9 protein-coding genes are annotated in these 16,976 nt (G+C 71.3%); 5 read left to right on the top strand and 4 right to left on the bottom strand.

Going from position 1 to position 16,976, the window contains the following annotated elements; genetic code table 11:
• Positions 1-88: 88 nt before the first annotated feature.
• Positions 89-1,111: an ABC transporter substrate-binding protein gene (locus B9P64_RS08935; protein ID WP_085315859.1), complete on the top strand. Its 1,023-nt coding sequence runs from the start codon at positions 89-91 to the stop codon at positions 1,109-1,111.
• On the opposite strand, the gene B9P64_RS08930 is transcribed toward B9P64_RS08935, so the two are convergent.
• Entirely contained in the window at positions 1,108-2,862 is a 1,755-nt protein-coding gene (locus B9P64_RS08930) for an ORC-CDC6 family AAA ATPase (protein ID WP_085315858.1), read from the bottom strand. The genes B9P64_RS08935 and B9P64_RS08930 overlap by 4 nt on opposite strands.
• A gap of 203 nt (positions 2,863-3,065) precedes the next feature.
• Here B9P64_RS08930 and B9P64_RS08925 point away from each other — a divergent pair, with 203 nt between their 5' ends.
• The 3 genes from B9P64_RS08925 (at position 3,066) to B9P64_RS08915 (ending at position 11,192) form a co-directional block, all read left to right on the top strand.
• The gene (locus B9P64_RS08925; protein WP_085315857.1) at positions 3,066-9,692 is read left to right on the top strand and encodes a DUF3320 domain-containing protein; all 6,627 of its coding nucleotides are present in this window, start codon (positions 3,066-3,068) and stop codon (positions 9,690-9,692) included.
• A gap of 28 nt (positions 9,693-9,720) precedes the next feature.
• Positions 9,721-10,593, top strand: a complete 873-nt coding sequence (locus B9P64_RS08920) for an NAD(P)-dependent oxidoreductase (protein WP_085315856.1) — start codon at positions 9,721-9,723, stop codon at positions 10,591-10,593.
• 92 nt (positions 10,594-10,685) lie between these two features.
• Positions 10,686-11,192: a hypothetical protein gene (locus tag B9P64_RS08915; protein ID WP_085315855.1), complete on the top strand. Its 507-nt coding sequence runs from the start codon at positions 10,686-10,688 to the stop codon at positions 11,190-11,192.
• Positions 11,193-11,199: 7 nt separating this feature from the next.
• Here B9P64_RS08915 and B9P64_RS08910 read toward each other — a convergent pair whose 3' ends face one another.
• Positions 11,200-11,820, bottom strand: coding sequence for a glutathione S-transferase family protein (locus B9P64_RS08910; RefSeq protein WP_085315854.1), 621 nt, complete (start codon positions 11,818-11,820; stop codon positions 11,200-11,202).
• A 128-nt stretch (positions 11,821-11,948) separates the two neighbouring features.
• On the opposite strand from B9P64_RS08910, the gene B9P64_RS08905 reads away from it, so the two are divergent.
• Positions 11,949-12,290 carry a zinc ribbon domain-containing protein YjdM gene (locus B9P64_RS08905; protein WP_085315853.1) on the top strand — a complete coding sequence of 114 codons (342 nt, stop codon included), beginning with the start codon at positions 11,949-11,951 and terminating at the stop codon, positions 12,288-12,290.
• Positions 12,291-12,296: 6 nt separating this feature from the next.
• Here B9P64_RS08905 and B9P64_RS08900 read toward each other — a convergent pair whose 3' ends face one another.
• Both B9P64_RS08900 and purL read right to left on the bottom strand, forming a co-directional pair.
• Entirely contained in the window at positions 12,297-12,767 is a 471-nt protein-coding gene (locus tag B9P64_RS08900; protein WP_085315852.1) for a diacylglycerol kinase, read from the bottom strand.
• Positions 12,725-16,873, bottom strand: a complete 4,149-nt coding sequence (purL, locus tag B9P64_RS08895; RefSeq protein ID WP_085315851.1) for a phosphoribosylformylglycinamidine synthase — start codon at positions 16,871-16,873, stop codon at positions 12,725-12,727. The genes B9P64_RS08900 and purL overlap by 43 nt, the downstream gene beginning before the upstream one ends.
• Positions 16,874-16,976 lie beyond the last annotated feature (103 nt).

Here is a 16,976-nt window from a genome sequence, read left to right as displayed (position 1 = left end):
AAATCTGCGTTTCGTCGGCAAGGGGCGCGCTCGGCCGTCGCTTGGCGCGCGCCCGTCATTCATGGCGCACACATCAAAGGACTCTGAAATGACTTCGCTTCTTCGTCGCAAATTGCTGCAAGGCGGTCTGGCCGCGCTCGCCGCGCCGGCGGTGATTGCCCAGCCCTCGCTGAGCAAGATCCGTTTCACGCTCGATTTCCGCATCAGCGGCCAGATGGCACCGTTCTTTCTGGCGCTCGGCAAGGGCTATTACCGCGAGGAAGGGCTCGACGTGAATTTCGACGTGGGCAGCGGCTCGGTGGCATCGATCACGCGGGTGGCGAGCGGCGCCTATGACATGGGTTTTGGCGATGTCAGTTCGCTGATGGAATTTGTCGCGCAAAACGATGGCCGGCCGACGGTGCAGGCGGTCTATCAGTATTACAACCGGGCGCCATTCGCGATCATCGGCCGGCGCGATCGCGGAATTGCCGATTTCAAGAGTCTGGCCGGCAAGCGGATTGCAGCGGCGGCGGTCGAATCGACGAAACGCGCCTGGCCGATGGCGGCGCGCAAGCTCGGCATGCCAGCCGACAGCCTGCAATGGGTCACGACCGATTTCAGCGCGCGCGACAATGTGGTGGTGCGCGGCGATGTGGATGGCGCGACCTATTTCCACGACTCGGCGCTGTCGCTGTTCCAGCGCATCAAGCCGGCCGAATTGGCGGTATTGCCGTTTGCCGACAGTGGCGTGGTGCTTTACGGCAATGCGGTCCTGGCCGGCAGCAAGATCGTTTCCGAGAATCCGAAGGCGGTGGCGGGATTCGTGCGCGCCACCCATCGCGCGATGCTCGAATGCCTGATCGATCCGGCGCCGGCAGTGGCGTTCGTGAAACAGCGCGAACCTCTGCTCGACGAGGCGACCGAAATCGAGCGATTCCGCATTACCGCGCAATACGTGGCCACCGCCGAATCGCGCGCAAATGGCATTGGCGACGTGGTGGCGGCCAATTTCCAGCAGCAGCTCGACGAGGTGGCCGAGGTGTTTGCGCTCAAGGTCCGGCCGCGCGCCGAGGCGGTCTGGAATCCGGCCTTTCTGCCGCCGCGCGCCCAGCGGCTGCTGCGCGGCTAGAACAGCGTCGCCTGCTCGCCGGGCGGATCGGCGGCATCGCGCGGCGCGGCGGCCAGCGCCGCCAGCAGGCGGGCGAAGCGCTCGGCCGGCGTGGCGCCGAACACCGCCGCGACCCGCGCTACATCGAGCGCGAGCGGCGCGGCCTCGGTGCCGGCGGCGAGCTCGAGCCGCAGCGCGACCAGCGGATGCAGCGCGACGCGCAGGCGCGGCGGCAGCTGGCGCGGCGCTGGGATGTCGAACAGCGCGGCCGGGGGCGACGCGGCGGCCGTCGGCACGGCTGCGGTCGGTGACGCGGCGGCGCCGGCCGGCGCCGCGCCGGCGGGTCCGGCCGACGGCTCGGCACGCGCGCTGCCCAGGTCGATCAGCCAACCCGCATCGAGCGCGGCAGCGAGGTTGGCGGCAGCCTCCGCCGGCAGCCCGGCGGTGGCGAGTTGCAGCCGTGGCGCGCTGCGGCCGGCGAGCGCGGCAATCAGCAGGCCGAGCCGGCGCAGCGCATCGCGGGCGGCGGGCGCGGGCAGGCGGCGCGCGTCGTGATGACGCGGATCGCTGCGCGCGAGCGCCGGCGGCTCGAAGAAATCGCGCGCGCTGGCGGCGAGCGCCTCGGCCTGGAGCGCGGCCGGCAGCGGCGCCTCGACGCCGCTCTCCTCGTCGGCCATGCCAAACCGAAAGCCGCGCTGCCACACCGCGAGCGCGAGCCGGTCGAACAGGCCGAGCAGCAGGCCGGGATTGCCGGCGCTGGCGTCGATGAGCGCGGCGAGCCCGACCGCGCCTTGCGGCGTGGCGCCGTCGGCCAGCGGCGGCAGTTCGCCGGGCGCGAGCCGGCGGTCGAGCAGCGCCTGCGCCAGCACCGGCCAGTGCGGCAGGCGCCGCAGCAGGTCGTCGGCGCAATGGCGCGGCCAGCCGGCGAAGGCCGGTTCGGCGTCGAGTTCGCGGCGTCCGGCGATGCGCCAGCGCAGCGTGGCGGCGGTGCCGGCAAGCCGGACCAGCTCGGCGAGCTGGGCGGCGGGCAGCTGCTCGGCTTCGTCGACGATGCAGATCAGCGGCAGGTCGGCGAGGTCGGCATGCCAGCGCGCCCAGGCCGCGCCGATGGCGGCGAGCAGCGCGCCGGGCCGGTCAGCGGCGGCCGGCGTGCCGGGGCTCGCGTGCTGCTGCGCCGGCGTGTCGAGGCTGGCGCGCTGGGCCGGCAGGTCGAGGCTGGCGAGCCGCGCCGGCTGGGGCGCGCGGCTGCCGGCGGCGCGCGCGGCGTCCACGTCGAGCTGGCGCCGCGCGGCGACGATCTGCGCCAGCAGCGGCGCCGGACCGGCGCCGCCGGGCCAGACCGCTTCGTCGAAGCCGGCGCCGGCGCAGCGCGCACGCCAGGCGATCGCCACGCCGAGCAGGCGCTCGGCAATCCGCCATTCGAGCTGGCGCGCGAAGGCTGCGAGCCAGCCGGCCGGCTGGGCGCCGCGCGCGCGATAGCGCTGGGCGTCGAAGGCGCTCAGGCGCAGATGCACCGCCAGCATCGCGTCAGCGCGCGCCAGATCGAGCCCGTCGGCGTCGGGCGCACGCTGGCCGGCGAGCGGCCAGGACCACAGGCGCAGCGCATGCGTCTTGCCGCAGCCGCGCATGCCCAGCAGCAGGCGCGGCGCAGCGTCGGCCGGCGCCAGCAGCGCGCTGCGCAGGGCCGCGCCCGGATCGACGGACAGCGCGAGCAGGCGGCTGTCGTCGAGGTCGGCGGCGGAGACGGGCGCAAGCGGGCGGGCGGGGTCCATGGCGGGGCTGGTGGAAGGGTCGGGCGAATATGACCCACAGCCGGCGCCGGGCAAAGCGTCGATGGCATGCAGTGCGTGGCGATGCAGCATCAAACCGCAGCGCACTTGCGGCATCGCTCGAAACTCGCCGACGCCCGCGCCATGCCGCCGCGACAATCGACGAACTGTCATCTCGCGCCGAGGCGCACCCGAAAGCCAAGCCCATGCAAGCACCGACGCAGGACGCCGCAGTCCAGGAACCCGCCGTCCAGGAACCGGTCGCCCCGCCGCCCGCCGCGCCCCGGCTCCAGATCGCGCTGGCCGGCAAGCTGAACCTGGCCGACTTCCAGAACGCCGTGCCGCTGCTGCGCGATCTGGCGGTGGTCAACGAAACCGCCGATCCGCTGCGCGCGCTCGAACTGCGCATCGATTCCGAGCCGCCCTTTCTGCGCCCGCGCAGCTGGCATCTCGATGCGCTGGCACCCGGCGAGACGCGCCATCTGCCCGACCGCGACATCGCGCTCGACGGTGCCTTGCTCACCCGGCTGACCGAGGCCGAGACGGCGAGCGTGCGGCTGCTGCTGTTGACCGCCGACGGCACGCGCGAGTTGGCGCGTCATGAACAAACCATCGAGCTGCTGCCGCGCAACCAGTGGGGCGGGCTGGCCCAGCTGCCCGACATCGTCGCGGCCTTCGTGCAGCCCAACGAGCCGTCGGTGGACCGGCTGCTCAAGCAGGCCGCCGAGGCCTTGCGCGCCAACGGGCGCAGCCCGGCGATCGACGGCTACAAGGCCGGCCCGAAGCGTGCCTGGGAGCTGAGTTCGGCGATCTGGAATACGGTCGGCAGCCTCGGGCTGGTCTACGCGCTGCCGCCGGCCAGCTTCGAGTACAGCGGCCAGAAGGTCCGCAGCATCACGCAGATCCTCGATGCGCGGCTCGGCACCTGCCTCGATCTGGCGCTGATGTTCTGCTCGGTCATCGAGCAGGCCGGCCTGCATCCGCTGCTGGTGTTCACGCGTGGTCATGCGTTTGCCGGCGTGTGGCTGCGGCCGGAAGAGTTCAGCACCGTGGTGGTCGACGATGCGAGCGCGCTGCGCAAGCGCATCAAGCTCGGCGAGCTGGTGCTGTTCGAGACCACGATCGTCACTCACCGGCCGGTGCCGTCCTTTACCCACGCCACCGAGCTCGGCACGCGTCAGGTGGGCGAGGAGCATGACGAGAGTTTCGAGCTGGTCATCGACATCCGGCGCGCGCGGCTGCAACGCATCAAGCCGCTGGCCAGCGCCGATGCCGGCGTGCAGGGCGGGCCGGACGACGCGCCTGTCACCGGCCCGGGCGTCATCGACGACGCGCCGCCGCAGGTCGGCAGCGCGCCCGCCGCCGATGACGAGGCGCCGGTCACGCCCGGCGACCGCATCACGCGCTGGCAGCGCAAGCTGCTCGATCTGTCGATGCGCAATCCGCTGCTCAACTTCAAGGCCGGCAAGAAGGCGCTGACGCTCGACGCGCCCGATCCTGGCCAACTCGAAGACCTGCTGGCCGAGGGCAAGGCGCTGCGCCTGCTGCCGCGCCCGGCGCTGATGGACGGCAGCGATCCGCGCAGCCGCGAGATCCACGAAGGCCGCTCGCATGAGGATGTGCGGCGCGCCCATGCGCGCGAGGCGCTGCTGCAACGCAGCGAAGTGTTCGTCGACGCGACCGACGGCGATCTGGAAGGCCGCCTGGTCGAGCTGTTCCGCAGCGCGCGCAGCACGCTTCAGGAAGGCGGCTCGAACACGCTGTTCCTCGCGCTCGGCTTTCTGAGCTGGATTCCGGCCGACAAGCCGGCCAAGGGCGAGGCGCGCAAGTACCGCGCGCCGCTGGTGCTGGTGCCTGTCACGCTCGACCGCAAGAGCGTGCGCTCGGGCTTCACGCTCAAGCTGCATGACGACGAACCGCGCTTCAACCCGACGCTGCTCGAAATGCTGCGCCAGGACTTCCAGCTCGCCCTGCCCGGGCTCGACGGCGCCGAACTGCCCAAGGACGAGGCCGGGCTCGACATCGGCGCGATCTGGCGCACGGTGTCGCAGGCAGTGCGCGACATCCCGGGCTGGGAGGTGACCGAGGAAGTCGCGCTGGCGATGTTCTCGTTTGCCAAATACCTGATGTGGAAGGACTTGTCGGAGCGCACCGACCAGCTGCGCGAAAGCCCGGTGGTGCGCCACCTCATCGACACGCCGCGCGACGGCTATGGCAGCGGCGGCGCGTTTCCGGCCCGCCATCGGCTCGATGCCGAGTTCTCGCCCGAGCAGACCTTCTGCCCGCTGCCGGCCGATTCGTCGCAGCTGGCGGCGGTGATGGCAGCCGCGCGCGGCAAGGATTTCGTGCTGATCGGCCCGCCCGGCACCGGCAAGAGCCAGACCATCGCCAACCTCATCGCGCAGTGCCTGGCCGAAGGCAAGAAGGTGCTGTTCGTGTCCGAAAAGATCACCGCGCTCGACGTGGTGTACCGGCGGCTGCGCGAGGTGGGGCTGGGCGAGTTCTGCCTCGAACTGCATTCCAGCAAGGCCCGCAAGCTCGATGTGCTGGAGCAGCTCAAGCAGGCCTGGGCCGCGCGCGGCGACGGCAATGCCGAGGCCTGGCGCGACGAGGCGCAGCGGCTGCAAGGGCTGCGCACCGAACTCAACCGCTATGTCGAGCGGCTGCATTGGGTGCACGGCAACGGCATGACCGTTTACGAGGCCATCGGCCGGGTGGTCGCCGGCAGCGGCCAGCCGCTGCCCGAACTGCGCTGGGCCGGCCCGCAGGCGCATGACAAGGCCGCGATGCAAGCCCTGCGCGCGGCGGTCGACCGGCTTGCCGTCAATGCCACGGCGGTCGGCATGCAGGCACTGCGCGACGGCCCGTTTGCGCGCGTGGATGTCGGCGACTGGTCGCCGGCCTGGCAGCAGGCGCTGATCGACGCGGCGCGCAAGCTCGACGCTGCGGCCCTGGTCATGCAGCAGGCCGGCGCCCGCCTTGCCAGCCAGACCGGCCTGCCCGCCTTTGCCCTGCTGCGACGCGAACGGCAGGCGCTGGCCCTGCTCGGTCAGCTGCTGCCGCAGGCGGCCGGGCAGGACTGGCGCTTTGCCCTGGCCACCGATGCGCGCGCGATTGCCGACCGGCTGCGCGACGGACTGGCGCTGCTGGCCCGGCACCGGGCGCTCAATGCGCGGATCTCGCCGGCCTGGAACGACGCCCTGCTGGCCGATGCCGACAAGGCGCTGGCCCTGCTGCGGCGCGGCGCGACCGCGTTCGCCGCGCTGGGCCAGCCCTGGCCGGCCGACACCCGCGCCGATCTGGCGCGCGGGCTGGCGCTGCTCGGCGAGATTGCCGACACCGGCAACGGCCTGTCGGTGCGCTACGGCGAGGCGGTCGAGCGGCTCAACCTCGGCCAGCTCCAGCGCGACTGGGCCAAGGCCGAGAGCGCCATCTGGCCGCTGTCGAGCCTGGGCAAGAAGAAGGTGCGCGGCGAACTCGAAGCCGCCATGGCCGACGGCGGCGAGCCCGATCCGGCGCGCGACCTGCCGCTGCTGGCGCGGCTGCGCACGCTGCGCGCCGATCTGGCGGCGCTCGATCCGGGCCCGCTCGCGGCCGAGGTCTGGCTCGGCCTGCGCAGCAAGCCGGCGGCGGTGCAGGCCGCGCTGCGGCTTCAGGTCGCGCTGGTCGCGGCCCGCGCCGAACAGCCCTGGGACGACAGCGGCCTGGAACCGGTGGCCGACGGCCGTTGCGGCGAAGCCCTGCGCGCCGAGCTGACGCGGCTGCGCAGCCTGGCCGCCCTGCGCGCCGAAATCGAGGCGCTCGACCGCCTGCGCAACGTGACCGACGGTGCCTGGAATGGCCTGGCCACCGCGCCCGAGCTGTTCGATGCCGCCCTCGCGTTCCAGCGCGCACGGCGGGCGGTCGCCGCCTCGGGCGTGCTGGCCGGCGAGCATGCGGCGGTGGCGCGCGGCGAGCTCGGCACCGTGTTTTCCGCCGATCTGGCCACGCTGCGCGAGCGCGACGAGATCGAGCGCCAGCTCGCCGCGCTGGCCGAGCTGGCGGCCGCCACCGGCCAGCTCTGGAACGGTCTGGCGACCCGGGTCGAGCTGGTCGAGCAGGCGCTCAAGTTCCAGGCCGGGCTGGCGGCGGCCGTGGCGCAACTGGCCGGCACGCCGCAAGGCATTGGCGCCGTCACCGCGCCGCTGATGCAGCTGCTGGGCGAAGGCAATGCACTGCTCGATCCGGCCGGCGCCATTGCCGATGCCGGCAAGACCGTGGCGACCGCCAGCAGCGCGCTGACCGCCGCGCTCGACGGCTTTGCCGGCTGCGCCCGATTCGCCGACGGCGACCGCGGCGATCTGGCCGAGCTGGGCGTGGCTGCGCTGCAAGCGCACTGCGCCGCCATCGCCGGCAACGAGCACCGGCTGCGCGCCTGGTGCGGCTGGCGCGGCGCGCGCGCGGCGGCGCTGGCGCTCGGCCTGCTGCCGCTGATCGAGGCGGTCGAGCGCGGCAGCGTCGCGCCCGACGGCATCGGCGCGGCGTTCGAGACCGCCTATGCGCGCTGGTGGCTCAATGCGGTGGTCGACGACGAGCCGGTGATTCGCGGCTTCGTGTCGGCCGAGCATGAAAAGCGCATTGGCGACTTCCGCCAGCTCGACCGGCGCTTCGTGGAACTGACGCGCAGCTGGGTCAAGGCGCGGCTGTGCGCCGATCTGCCGGCGCCCGATGAAATCGGCAAGAACGTCGAATGGGGATTGCTGCGCCGCGAGATGAACAAGAAGGCGCGCCACATTCCGCTGCGTCAGCTGGTGGCCGGCATCCCCACCGCGCTGTCGCGGCTCACGCCCTGCCTGCTGATGAGCCCGCTGTCGATCGCGCAATTCCTGCCCGCCAGCGCTTCGCTGTTCGACGTGGTGGTGTTCGACGAGGCCTCGCAGATTCCGGTCTGGGATGCCATCGGCGCGATGGCGCGCGGCCGTCAGGTGGTGATGGTCGGCGACCCGAAGCAGCTGCCGCCGAGCAACTTCTTTGGCCGCAGCGATGCCGAGGAAGACGACGAGGATGTTGAAGGCGATCTCGACAGCATCCTCGACGAATGCCTGGGCGCGAACCTGCCCACGCTCGACCTGAGCTGGCACTACCGCAGCCGCAGCGAGAACCTGATCGCCTTCTCGAACCACCGCTACTACGACGGCAAGCTGGTCACCTTCCCGAGCCCGGCCACCGACGACCGCGCGGTCAGCTTTCATGCGGTGAACGGCAGCTATGCCAAGGGCGGCGCGCGCACCAATCAGGCCGAGGCCAAGGCGCTGGTGGCCGATCTGGTGGCGCGGCTCAAGTCGCCGGGCTTCCGCGCCTCGGGGCTGACCGTCGGCGTGGTGACCTTCAATACCGAGCAGATGAAGCTCATCCAGGACCTGCTCGACGAGGAATGCCGGCGCGATCCGTCCATCGAGTCGCACTTTGCCGAGACCCAGCTGGAGCCGGTGTTCGTCAAGAACCTGGAAAGCGTGCAGGGCGACGAGCGCGATCTCATGTACTTCTCGATCACCTACGGGCCCGACCCGGCGGGCCGGCTGTCGATGAACTTCGGCCCCATGAACAAGGACGGCGGCGAGCGCCGGCTCAATGTGGCGATCACCCGGGCGCGGCAGGAATTGCGCGTGTTCTCGACGCTGCGCGCCGACCAGATGGACCTGTCGCGCACCCAGGCCGCCGGCGTGCGCGACCTCAAGCACTTTCTGGAATTTGCCGAGCGCGGCCCGCGTGCGCTGGCCGAAGCCACGCGCGGCAGCCTCGGCGGCTTTGAAAGTCCGTTCGAGGAAGCGGTGGCGGCGGCGCTGGCCGGCCGGGGCTGGCTGCTGCAAACGCAAATCGGCGCATCGAGCTTCCGCATCGACCTCGCCGTCGTCGATCCGGACGCGCCGGGGCGCTATCTGGCCGGCGTGGAATGCGACGGCGCCACCTATCACCGCTCGGCCACGGCGCGCGACCGCGACCTGCTGCGCGAGCAGGTGCTGCGCGGACTGGGCTGGGAGATCGTGCGCATCTGGTCGACCGACTGGTGGACCGATCCGGTCGGCACGCTCGACCGCACCGATGCGCGGCTGCGCGTCTTGCTGGAAGAGGCCAAGGCGCGGCGGGCGCTGGCCGAGGTCGTGCTGCCCGAACCGGTCGAAGCGCCCGAGGCGCCGACGCTGCCGTCGACCGAGCCCGACGGCGGCAGCCCGACGCGCAGGCCCGACGACACCGCGCCGCCACCGATTCCAGTCGAGCCGCCCGCCGGCGACGAAGCAGCCGCCCTGCCCTATGCCGGCATGAACGACGCTCTGCCGCTCGCCGGCTTTGGCCGATTCGAGGAGGCCGACCCGACCGCCGTGGCCCGACCCGATGCCGACGCCTTTCACGCGCCGGGCTATGACGCCACGCTGGCCGCGATGATTTGCCATGTGGTCGGCATCGAAGGGCCGGTGCTCGACGAAGTGCTCGCGCGCCGCATCGGCACTGCCCACGGCTGGGGCCGGACCGGCAAGCTCATCCGCGACCGCGTGGTGACGCTGGCGCGGCTGACCTGCCGCGTCACGACCGAGGCGACGGGCGAATTCTTCTGGCCGCTCGACAGCGATCCGGCCGCGCCGGCGGTCTACCGCAGCCCGCCCGAGGGCAGCAGTCGCACCATCAAGGAAACCTGCGATGCAGAACTGGTCGCGCTGGCCGGCGCTGTGTTGGCCAGCGGCGCGAGCGGCGACGCGGCGCTGGCACGCATGACGCAGGAACTCGGGCTCAAGCGGCTGGTCGCTGCGACCCGGGAGCGCCTGGAAGCGAGCCTGCGGCAAGCCGCCCAGCACTGAACGCCACCCAACCGCAAAGGACAGCTCAATGGAACTCGGATTCATCGGCCTCGGCGCCATGGGCCATGCGATGGCCACCAACCTGCTCAAGGCCGGCCACCGCCTGCGCGTCTGGAACCGCTCGCCCGACAAGGCCGCCGACCTGGTCGCGCTCGGCGCGCTGCCGGTCGCCACGCCGGCCGAGGCGGTCGGCGCCGACGCCATCGTCTTCACCATGCTGGCCGACGACGCCGCGCTGCATGCCGTGGTCAGCGGCCCGGACGGCTTCGGCGCGCGGCTCGGCGCCGGCGGCATCCATGTGTCGATGAGCACCATCGCGCCGCAGACCGCGCAGGCGCTGGCGGCGCTGCATGCGGAGCGCGGCGCGGCCTATGTGGCGGCACCGGTGTTCGGCCGGCCCGATGCGGCGGCGGCGGCAAAGCTGTGGGTGCTCAGCGCCGGCCCGGCCGAGGCCTGCGCCCGGGTGCAGCCGCTGCTGGCGGCGCTCGGGCAGAAGGTGTTCCCGCTCGGCAGCGATCCGGCGCAGGCCCATGTGCTCAAGCTCGGCGGCAACTTCCTCATCATGGGTGCCATCGAGGCGATGGCCGAGGCGATGGCGCTCGGCGAGCAGTACGGGCTGCCGCGCCAGACGCTCGTCGATGTGCTCGGCGCGTCGATCTTTCCGTCGCCCATCTACCTGAACTACGGCGCCCAGATCGCGGCGCACGACTACCGGCCGGCGCGCTTCAAGCTGTCGCTCGGGCTCAAGGACGCGAATCTGGTGCTGTATGCGGCCGGCAAGGCGGGCGTCGCGATGCCGCTCGCGCAGCTGGCCCAGGGGCGGCTGGCGGCGGCGGTGGCCAAGGGACGCGGGGATTGGGACTGGACGGCGTCGGCGCTCGGCGCAAGCGATCCGGCCTGAACCCGGGCACCAGGGCGGCAGAAACCATCAGGCGGCCGGCCGACGCGGGACGGGCCACAATCCGCGCGCCCTCCACCTCCCGCCCATCCGCCATGCGCTTCGCCATCCTGCTCGTCCTCCTCGGCGCCACCGTCGCCTATGCACTCGGCCCCGCCCGCAAGATCGACGAAGCCGGCGTACACCGGCTCTACCGTGCCTACAGCCAGGGCATGCTCGACGAGGACAGCGCAGCGCTGTGCCGCATGTACGACGACAAGTTCCGCGGCCACGCCAGCCGGCCCGCGCCCGGCGGCGGCGTCGAGGAAAGCCTGGACAAGGCCGGCGCCTGCGAGTCGCTGCCCAGGCTGCTCGAACTGAAGCGGCGGCTCTCCGAGCAGATCGGCGAGGAGCTGTACATCAACGCCGATTACGAGATCCGCTCGATCACGCTGTCGCCCAACGGCAAGAAGGCCACGGTCGAGGTCGATACCGAGCTGCGCATCGGCACCGAGCAGCGGCTTGTGCTGCTGCTGCGCGCCACCGAAACCGACACCGTCATCCGCGAACTCGGGCGCGAGAAATTCCTGACCAGCGACGCGGTGCTCAAGACTGCGCCGTGACCGGCGTTCAGCGGTAGCCCTCCTCCGCCAGCACCGCCCGCACGATGGGCCGCGCGCGTATCCGCTCGTAATGCGCCTTCACATTGGCCGGCAGCGGAATGCCGAGCCGGTCGGCCCAGAACTCGTTGTAGAAGATCGCCGCGTCGCCGATGGAGAACTCGCCGGCGATGTATTCCTTGCCCGCCAGCTGCGCGTCGAGGATCGCGAAATCCTTTTCGACCATCTCGCGGCCACGGGCCTTGACGGCCTCGAACTGGCTTTCGTCGAGCGCGAACTTGTCGGTCGTGAAGATGCGCGCAAAGGCCTGGCCGTGCAGATGGCCGCAGGCGAAGGCCATCGCTTCCACCGCCGTCGCGGCCAGCAGCGGGTCTTCGGGGATGAGCTTGCGGCGCGGATAGCTGCGCGCGAGCCAGTAGGCGATGGACTGGAATTCGGTCAGCGCGCTGCCGTCTTCGAGCACCAGCGTCGGGATCGTGCCCTTGGGGTTGTGGGCGAGGTATTCGGGCTTGAGGTTGTCGCCGGCCGGGATGTTGACGATCCAGGCCTCGAAGGGCAGCCCGATGGTTTCGAGCAGGATGTGGATGCCGGTGGTGCAGGAACCGGGCGTCATGTAGAACTTGATGGGCATGGTCGGGCCGTGGGGAATGTCGGGAACGTCGCGCGTGGCGACGGCTGACGCCGATGCGTGCAAGGGCCGATCCAGCGCCCGCCTGGGGCACACTCGCGGCCCTTTCCCATCACAGCCAGAGGCAGCCCATGAGCATTCCCAAGTGCCCGAAATGCAATTCCGAATTCGTCTACGAGGACGGCGCGCTCTTCATCTGCCCCGAGTGCAGCCATGAATGGCCGCAGGCCGGCGACGCCGCCGAAGCCGCCAACGGTCCGCGCGTGGTGCGCGATGCCAACGGCACGCCGCTCGCCGACGGCGACTCGGTCATCGTCGTCAAGGACTTGAAGGTCAAGGGCTCGTCGCTCGTCATCAAGGTGGGCACCAAGGTGAAGAGCATCCGGCTGGTCGACGGCGATCACGACATCGATTGCAAGATCGACGGCGTGGGCGCGATGTCGCTCAAGTCGGAGTTCGTGAAGAAGGCCTGATCGGCCTCAGCCGGCGACGATCCACGCTAGCACCGCCATCAGCACGACGATGGCCACGCCGACCGCCGCGCTGCCGGCGTCCTTGGCGATGCGGATCAGCTCGTTGCGCTCGGTGGTCACGCGGTCGCACACGGCCTCGATGGCGGTGTTGACCAGCTCGAAGGCGAGCACCGCGCCGCCGGCCGCGACAAAGGCCACCCACTGCGCGGCGCTCGCGCCCCACCAGCCGATGAAGCCGGCCAGCGCCGCGACCAGCAGCACCTCCTGCCGGAACGCCGCCTCGCCGCGCCACGCCGCCGACAGGCCGCGCAGCGTGTTGAAGAAGGCGTTGACCACGCGCACCAGCCCGCCCGGCGGCTTGGCGCGCGAGACCGGCGCCGCCAGCGGCTCGGCGGCCCGAGGCGGTCGCGCCGCCCTCGCCTGCTCGCTGCCGCTCACCCCACCCACACGCGCGCATTGCGGAACATGCGCATCCACGGGCTGTCCTCGCGCGCCGCGTCGCGCTTGAAGCGCTCGGGCGAGTAGCTCTGGAGCACGGTGCGGAACACCCGTTCGGCGTGCGGCATCATCGCCGTGAAGCGCCCGTCGGGCGTGGTGACGGCCGTGATGCCGCGCGGGCTGCCGTTGGGATTGAGCGGATAGGCCTCGGTCGGCGCGCCGTGGTTGTCGACGTAGCGCAGCGCGGTGATGGCGCGGTCGACGCTGCCGTGCTGACTGAAGTCGGCAAAGCCCTCGCCGTGCGACACGACGATGGGCATGCGGCTGCCGGCCATGCCCCTGAAGAACACCGACGGCGATTCCGTCACCTCGACCAGCGCAAAGCGCGCCTCGAACTGCTCGCTGCGGTTGCGCGTGAAGCGCGGCCAGGCCTCGGCGCCGGGGATGATCGGCGCGAGGTTGGCCATCATCTGGCAGCCGTTGCACACGCCCAGGCCAAAGCTGTCGCCGCGCGCGAAGAAGGCCGCGAACTGCTCGGCCAGCTGCGGCCGGTAGAGGATGGTCTTGGCCCAGCCCTCGCCGGCGCCCAGCACGTCGCCGTAGCTGAAGCCGCCGACCGCGATCAGGCCCTGGAAGTCGGCGAGCTGAGCGCGTCCGGCGATCAGGTCGCTCATGTGCACGTCGTAGCTGTCGAAGCCGGCGCGGTGCATCACATAGGCGGTCTCGTGATGGCTGTTGCAGCCCTGCTCGCGCAGGATCGCGACCTTGGGCCGCACGCCGGTCGCGATGAACGGCGCGGCGATGTCCTCGCCCCGGTCGAACAGCTCGTGCTCATGCAGGCCGGGGTCGGCGTCGTCGGCGATGCGTTCATGTTCGGCATCGGCGCAGGCCGGGTTGTCGCGCAGCCGGGCGATCTGCCAGCTGGCCTCGTTCCACGCCTGCTGAAACTCCGCCCGCGTGCCGCCCATCACCTGCTTGGTGTCGCGGTAGAACTCGATGAGATTGGTCTTGTTCGGCTTGCCGATGCTGTTGCTGATGGCGCCCAGCCCATGCGCGCGCAGCACATCCATCACCGGCGTGCGCTGGTCGCGGCGGATCTGGATCACCGCGCCCAGCTCCTCGCTGAACAGCGCGCGCATCGACATTTCATGCCGGCGCGCCGACACCTGATCGGCCCAGTTCTTGGCATCGCCCCATTCGCCGCCGGTGCTCGGGTCGATGCAGAGCAGGTCGAGATTGATGCTGACGCCGCAGCGCGCCGCGAAGGCCATCTCGGCCACGGTCGCGAACAGGCCGCCGTCGGAACGGTCGTGATAGGCCAGGATCTGGCCCTGCGCATTCAGCTCCTGCACCGCCGCGAAGAAGGCGCGCAGCCGCTCGGGGCTGTCGACATCGGGCACGTCGTTGCCGAGCTGCTGCGTCACATAGGCCAGCGCCGAGCCGCCGAGGCGGTTCTGGCCCGCGCCCAGGTCGATGAGGATCAGCTCGGTATCGCCCGCGTCGGTGCGCAGCTGGGGCGTGAGCGTGCGCCGCACATCGGCCAGCGTGGCAAACGCCGTGATGATCAGCGACACCGGCGAGGTGACCTGCTTCTTCTCCTCGCCCTCGGTCCACTGGGTGCGCATCGACAGCGAATCCTTGCCGACCGGAATGCTGATGCCGAGCGCCGGACACAGGTCCATGCCCACGGCGCGCACCGTGTCGAACAGCGCCGCGTCCTCGCCGGCCTGGCCGCAGGCCGCCATCCAGTTGGCCGACAGCTTGATGTCCTCGATGCGCGCGACCGGCGCGGCGGCCAGATTGGTGATGGCCTCGCCGATGGCCATGCGGCCCGAGGCCGGCGCGTCGATCACGGCCAGCGGCGTGCGCTCGCCCATGCTCATGGCCTCGCCGCAATAGCCGTCGTAGTCCAGCAGCGTCACGGCGCAATCGGCCACCGGCACCTGCCACGGACCGACCATCTGGTCGCGCGCCGTCAGGCCGCCCACCGAGCGGTCGCCGATGGTGATGAGAAAGCTCTTGTCGCCCACGGTCGGCAGACGCAGCACGCGCAGCGCGGCTTCCTTCAGGTCGATGCCGATCACGTCGAGCGGCGCCGGCGTGCGCAGCTTGTGCTCGGCCGTGCGCTGCATGCGCGGCGGCTTGCCGAGCAGCACGTTCATGTCCATGTCGACCGGCGCGGCGGCGCTGCTGCCCGCATGCAGCGGATCGACCACGCGCAGCCGTTGCTCGGCCGTCGCCACGCCCACCACCGCGAACGGGCAGCGCTCGCGCTCGGCGATGGCGCGGAACTGCGCCAGCGACTCGGGCGCAATCGCCAGCACATAGCGCTCCTGCGACTCGTTACTCCAGATTTCGCGCGGGCTCAGGCCCGACTCTTCGAGCGGCACCGCGCGCAGATCGAACTCGGCGCCGACTCCAGCGCCATGCGCCAGCTCGGGGAAGGCATTGGACAGGCCGCCCGCGCCCACGTCGTGGATGCTGAGGATCGGGTTGCCCGCGCCCAGCGTCCAGCAGGCGTCGATGACTTCCTGCGCGCGCCGCTCGATCTCGGGATTGCCGCGCTGCACCGAGTCGAAATCGAGATCGGCCGCATTGGTGCCGGTCGCCATCGAGCTGGCCGCGCCGCCGCCCATGCCGATGCGCATGCCCGGCCCGCCGAGCTGGATGAACAGCGCGCCCGGTTGCAGCGGCAGCTTGTGCGTGAGCGTGCTGTCGATGATGCCGACGCCGCCGGCGATCATGATCGGCTTGAGATAGCCGCGCACTTCGCCGCCCACGTTCTGCTCATAGGTGCGGAAGTAGCCGCAGAGGTTGGGCCGGCCGAACTCGTTGTTGAACGCCGCGCCGCCGATGGGGCCGTCGATCATCACGCTCAGCGGCGTGGCGATGCGCTCGGGCTGGCCGTAGATGACCGGCCGCGCGCCGGCCTTGGCGACCGTGGTCTTGCCCACTTCGCTCACGATGGCCTGGCGCAGGTCGGGCGGCACGGTCACGTCCTGGGCGTTTTCCCAGGCGCGCTCGAAGCCGGGGATGCGCAGATTGCCGACGGTGAAGCCGGTGAGGCCGGCCTTGGGCTTGCTGCCGCGGCCGGTCGCGCCTTCGTCGCGGATCTCGCCGCCGGCACCGGTCGCGGCACCCGGGAACGGCGCGATGGCCGTGGGGTGGTTGTGCGTCTCGACCTTCATCAGGACGTGGTAGGTGGCCGGGCGTGGCGCGTAGGGCGCAGCCGGCCCGTTGGGCACGAAGCGCGCGCCGGCATAGCCCTCGATGACCGAGGCGTTGTCCTCGTAGGCCACCACCGTGCCCTGCGGATTGAGCTTGTGCGTGTTGCGGATCATCGCGAACAGGCTCAGGTCCTGCGCCTCGCCGTCGATGGTCCAGCTCGCGTTGAAGATCTTGTGGCGGCAATGCTCGCTGTTGGCCTGCGCAAACATGAACAGCTCGACATCGCTCGGATTGCGGCCGGCCCTGGTGAAGGCGTCGAGCAGGTAGTCGATCTCGTCGGCGGCAAGCGCCAGGCCCCAGGCGCGGTTGGCGGCTTCGAGCGCAGCGCGGCCGCCGGCGAGCACGTCGACATGCTCCAGCGGCTGCGGCGGCAGCTCGGCGAACAGTGCGTTGTAGTCGAAGCCCGGGCGGCAGACGTTCTCGGTCATGCGGTCGTGCAGCAGCGGCGCGAGCCGGTCGGCCAGCTCCACCAGTCGCTCGACCGATGCCGGCTTGGCCTTGCCGAGCAGGCCGCCCTTCACCTTGAAGCTGTAGGCAATGCCGCGCTCGATGCGATGCACGCCGGCCAGGCCGCAGTTGCGCGCGATGTCGGTGGCCTTGCTGGCCCACGGCGAGATGGTGCCGAGGCGCGGCACGACCACCAGCGCGGCGCCCACGTCGATGTGGCCGTGCGCCTTGTCGTCGAAGGGCACGCCGTAGGTCAGCAGCTTGCCGAGCGTGGCGAGGGCGTCGTCACCCAGATCGACGCCGTGCACGAAGTGCAGAAAGCGCGCCGACACGCCGACGATGGCGGGGTCGATGGCTTGCAGGCTGTCGAGCAGTCGCTGGCGGCGGAAGTCGCTCAGTGCGAGCGGGCCGGGCAGGACGCGAAGGGTGGCGATGGCGTGGGCGGCGGAAGTGGCGGTGTCGCGCGTCATGGCGGGCGAGGCGTGAGCCTCTGTGGGAGTCAATCGGCTAGTTTACCGGGGAAGGGTTGGCGCCCCGGCCGGGGCCGGCCGGCGCGGGCGCCCGGGGCACTTC

The organism is Derxia lacustris, from assembly GCF_002105195.1.
Taxonomy (GTDB): Bacteria; Pseudomonadota; Gammaproteobacteria; order Burkholderiales; family Burkholderiaceae_E; genus Derxia; species Derxia lacustris.
This window is presented reverse-complemented; position numbering and strand designations above follow the sequence as displayed.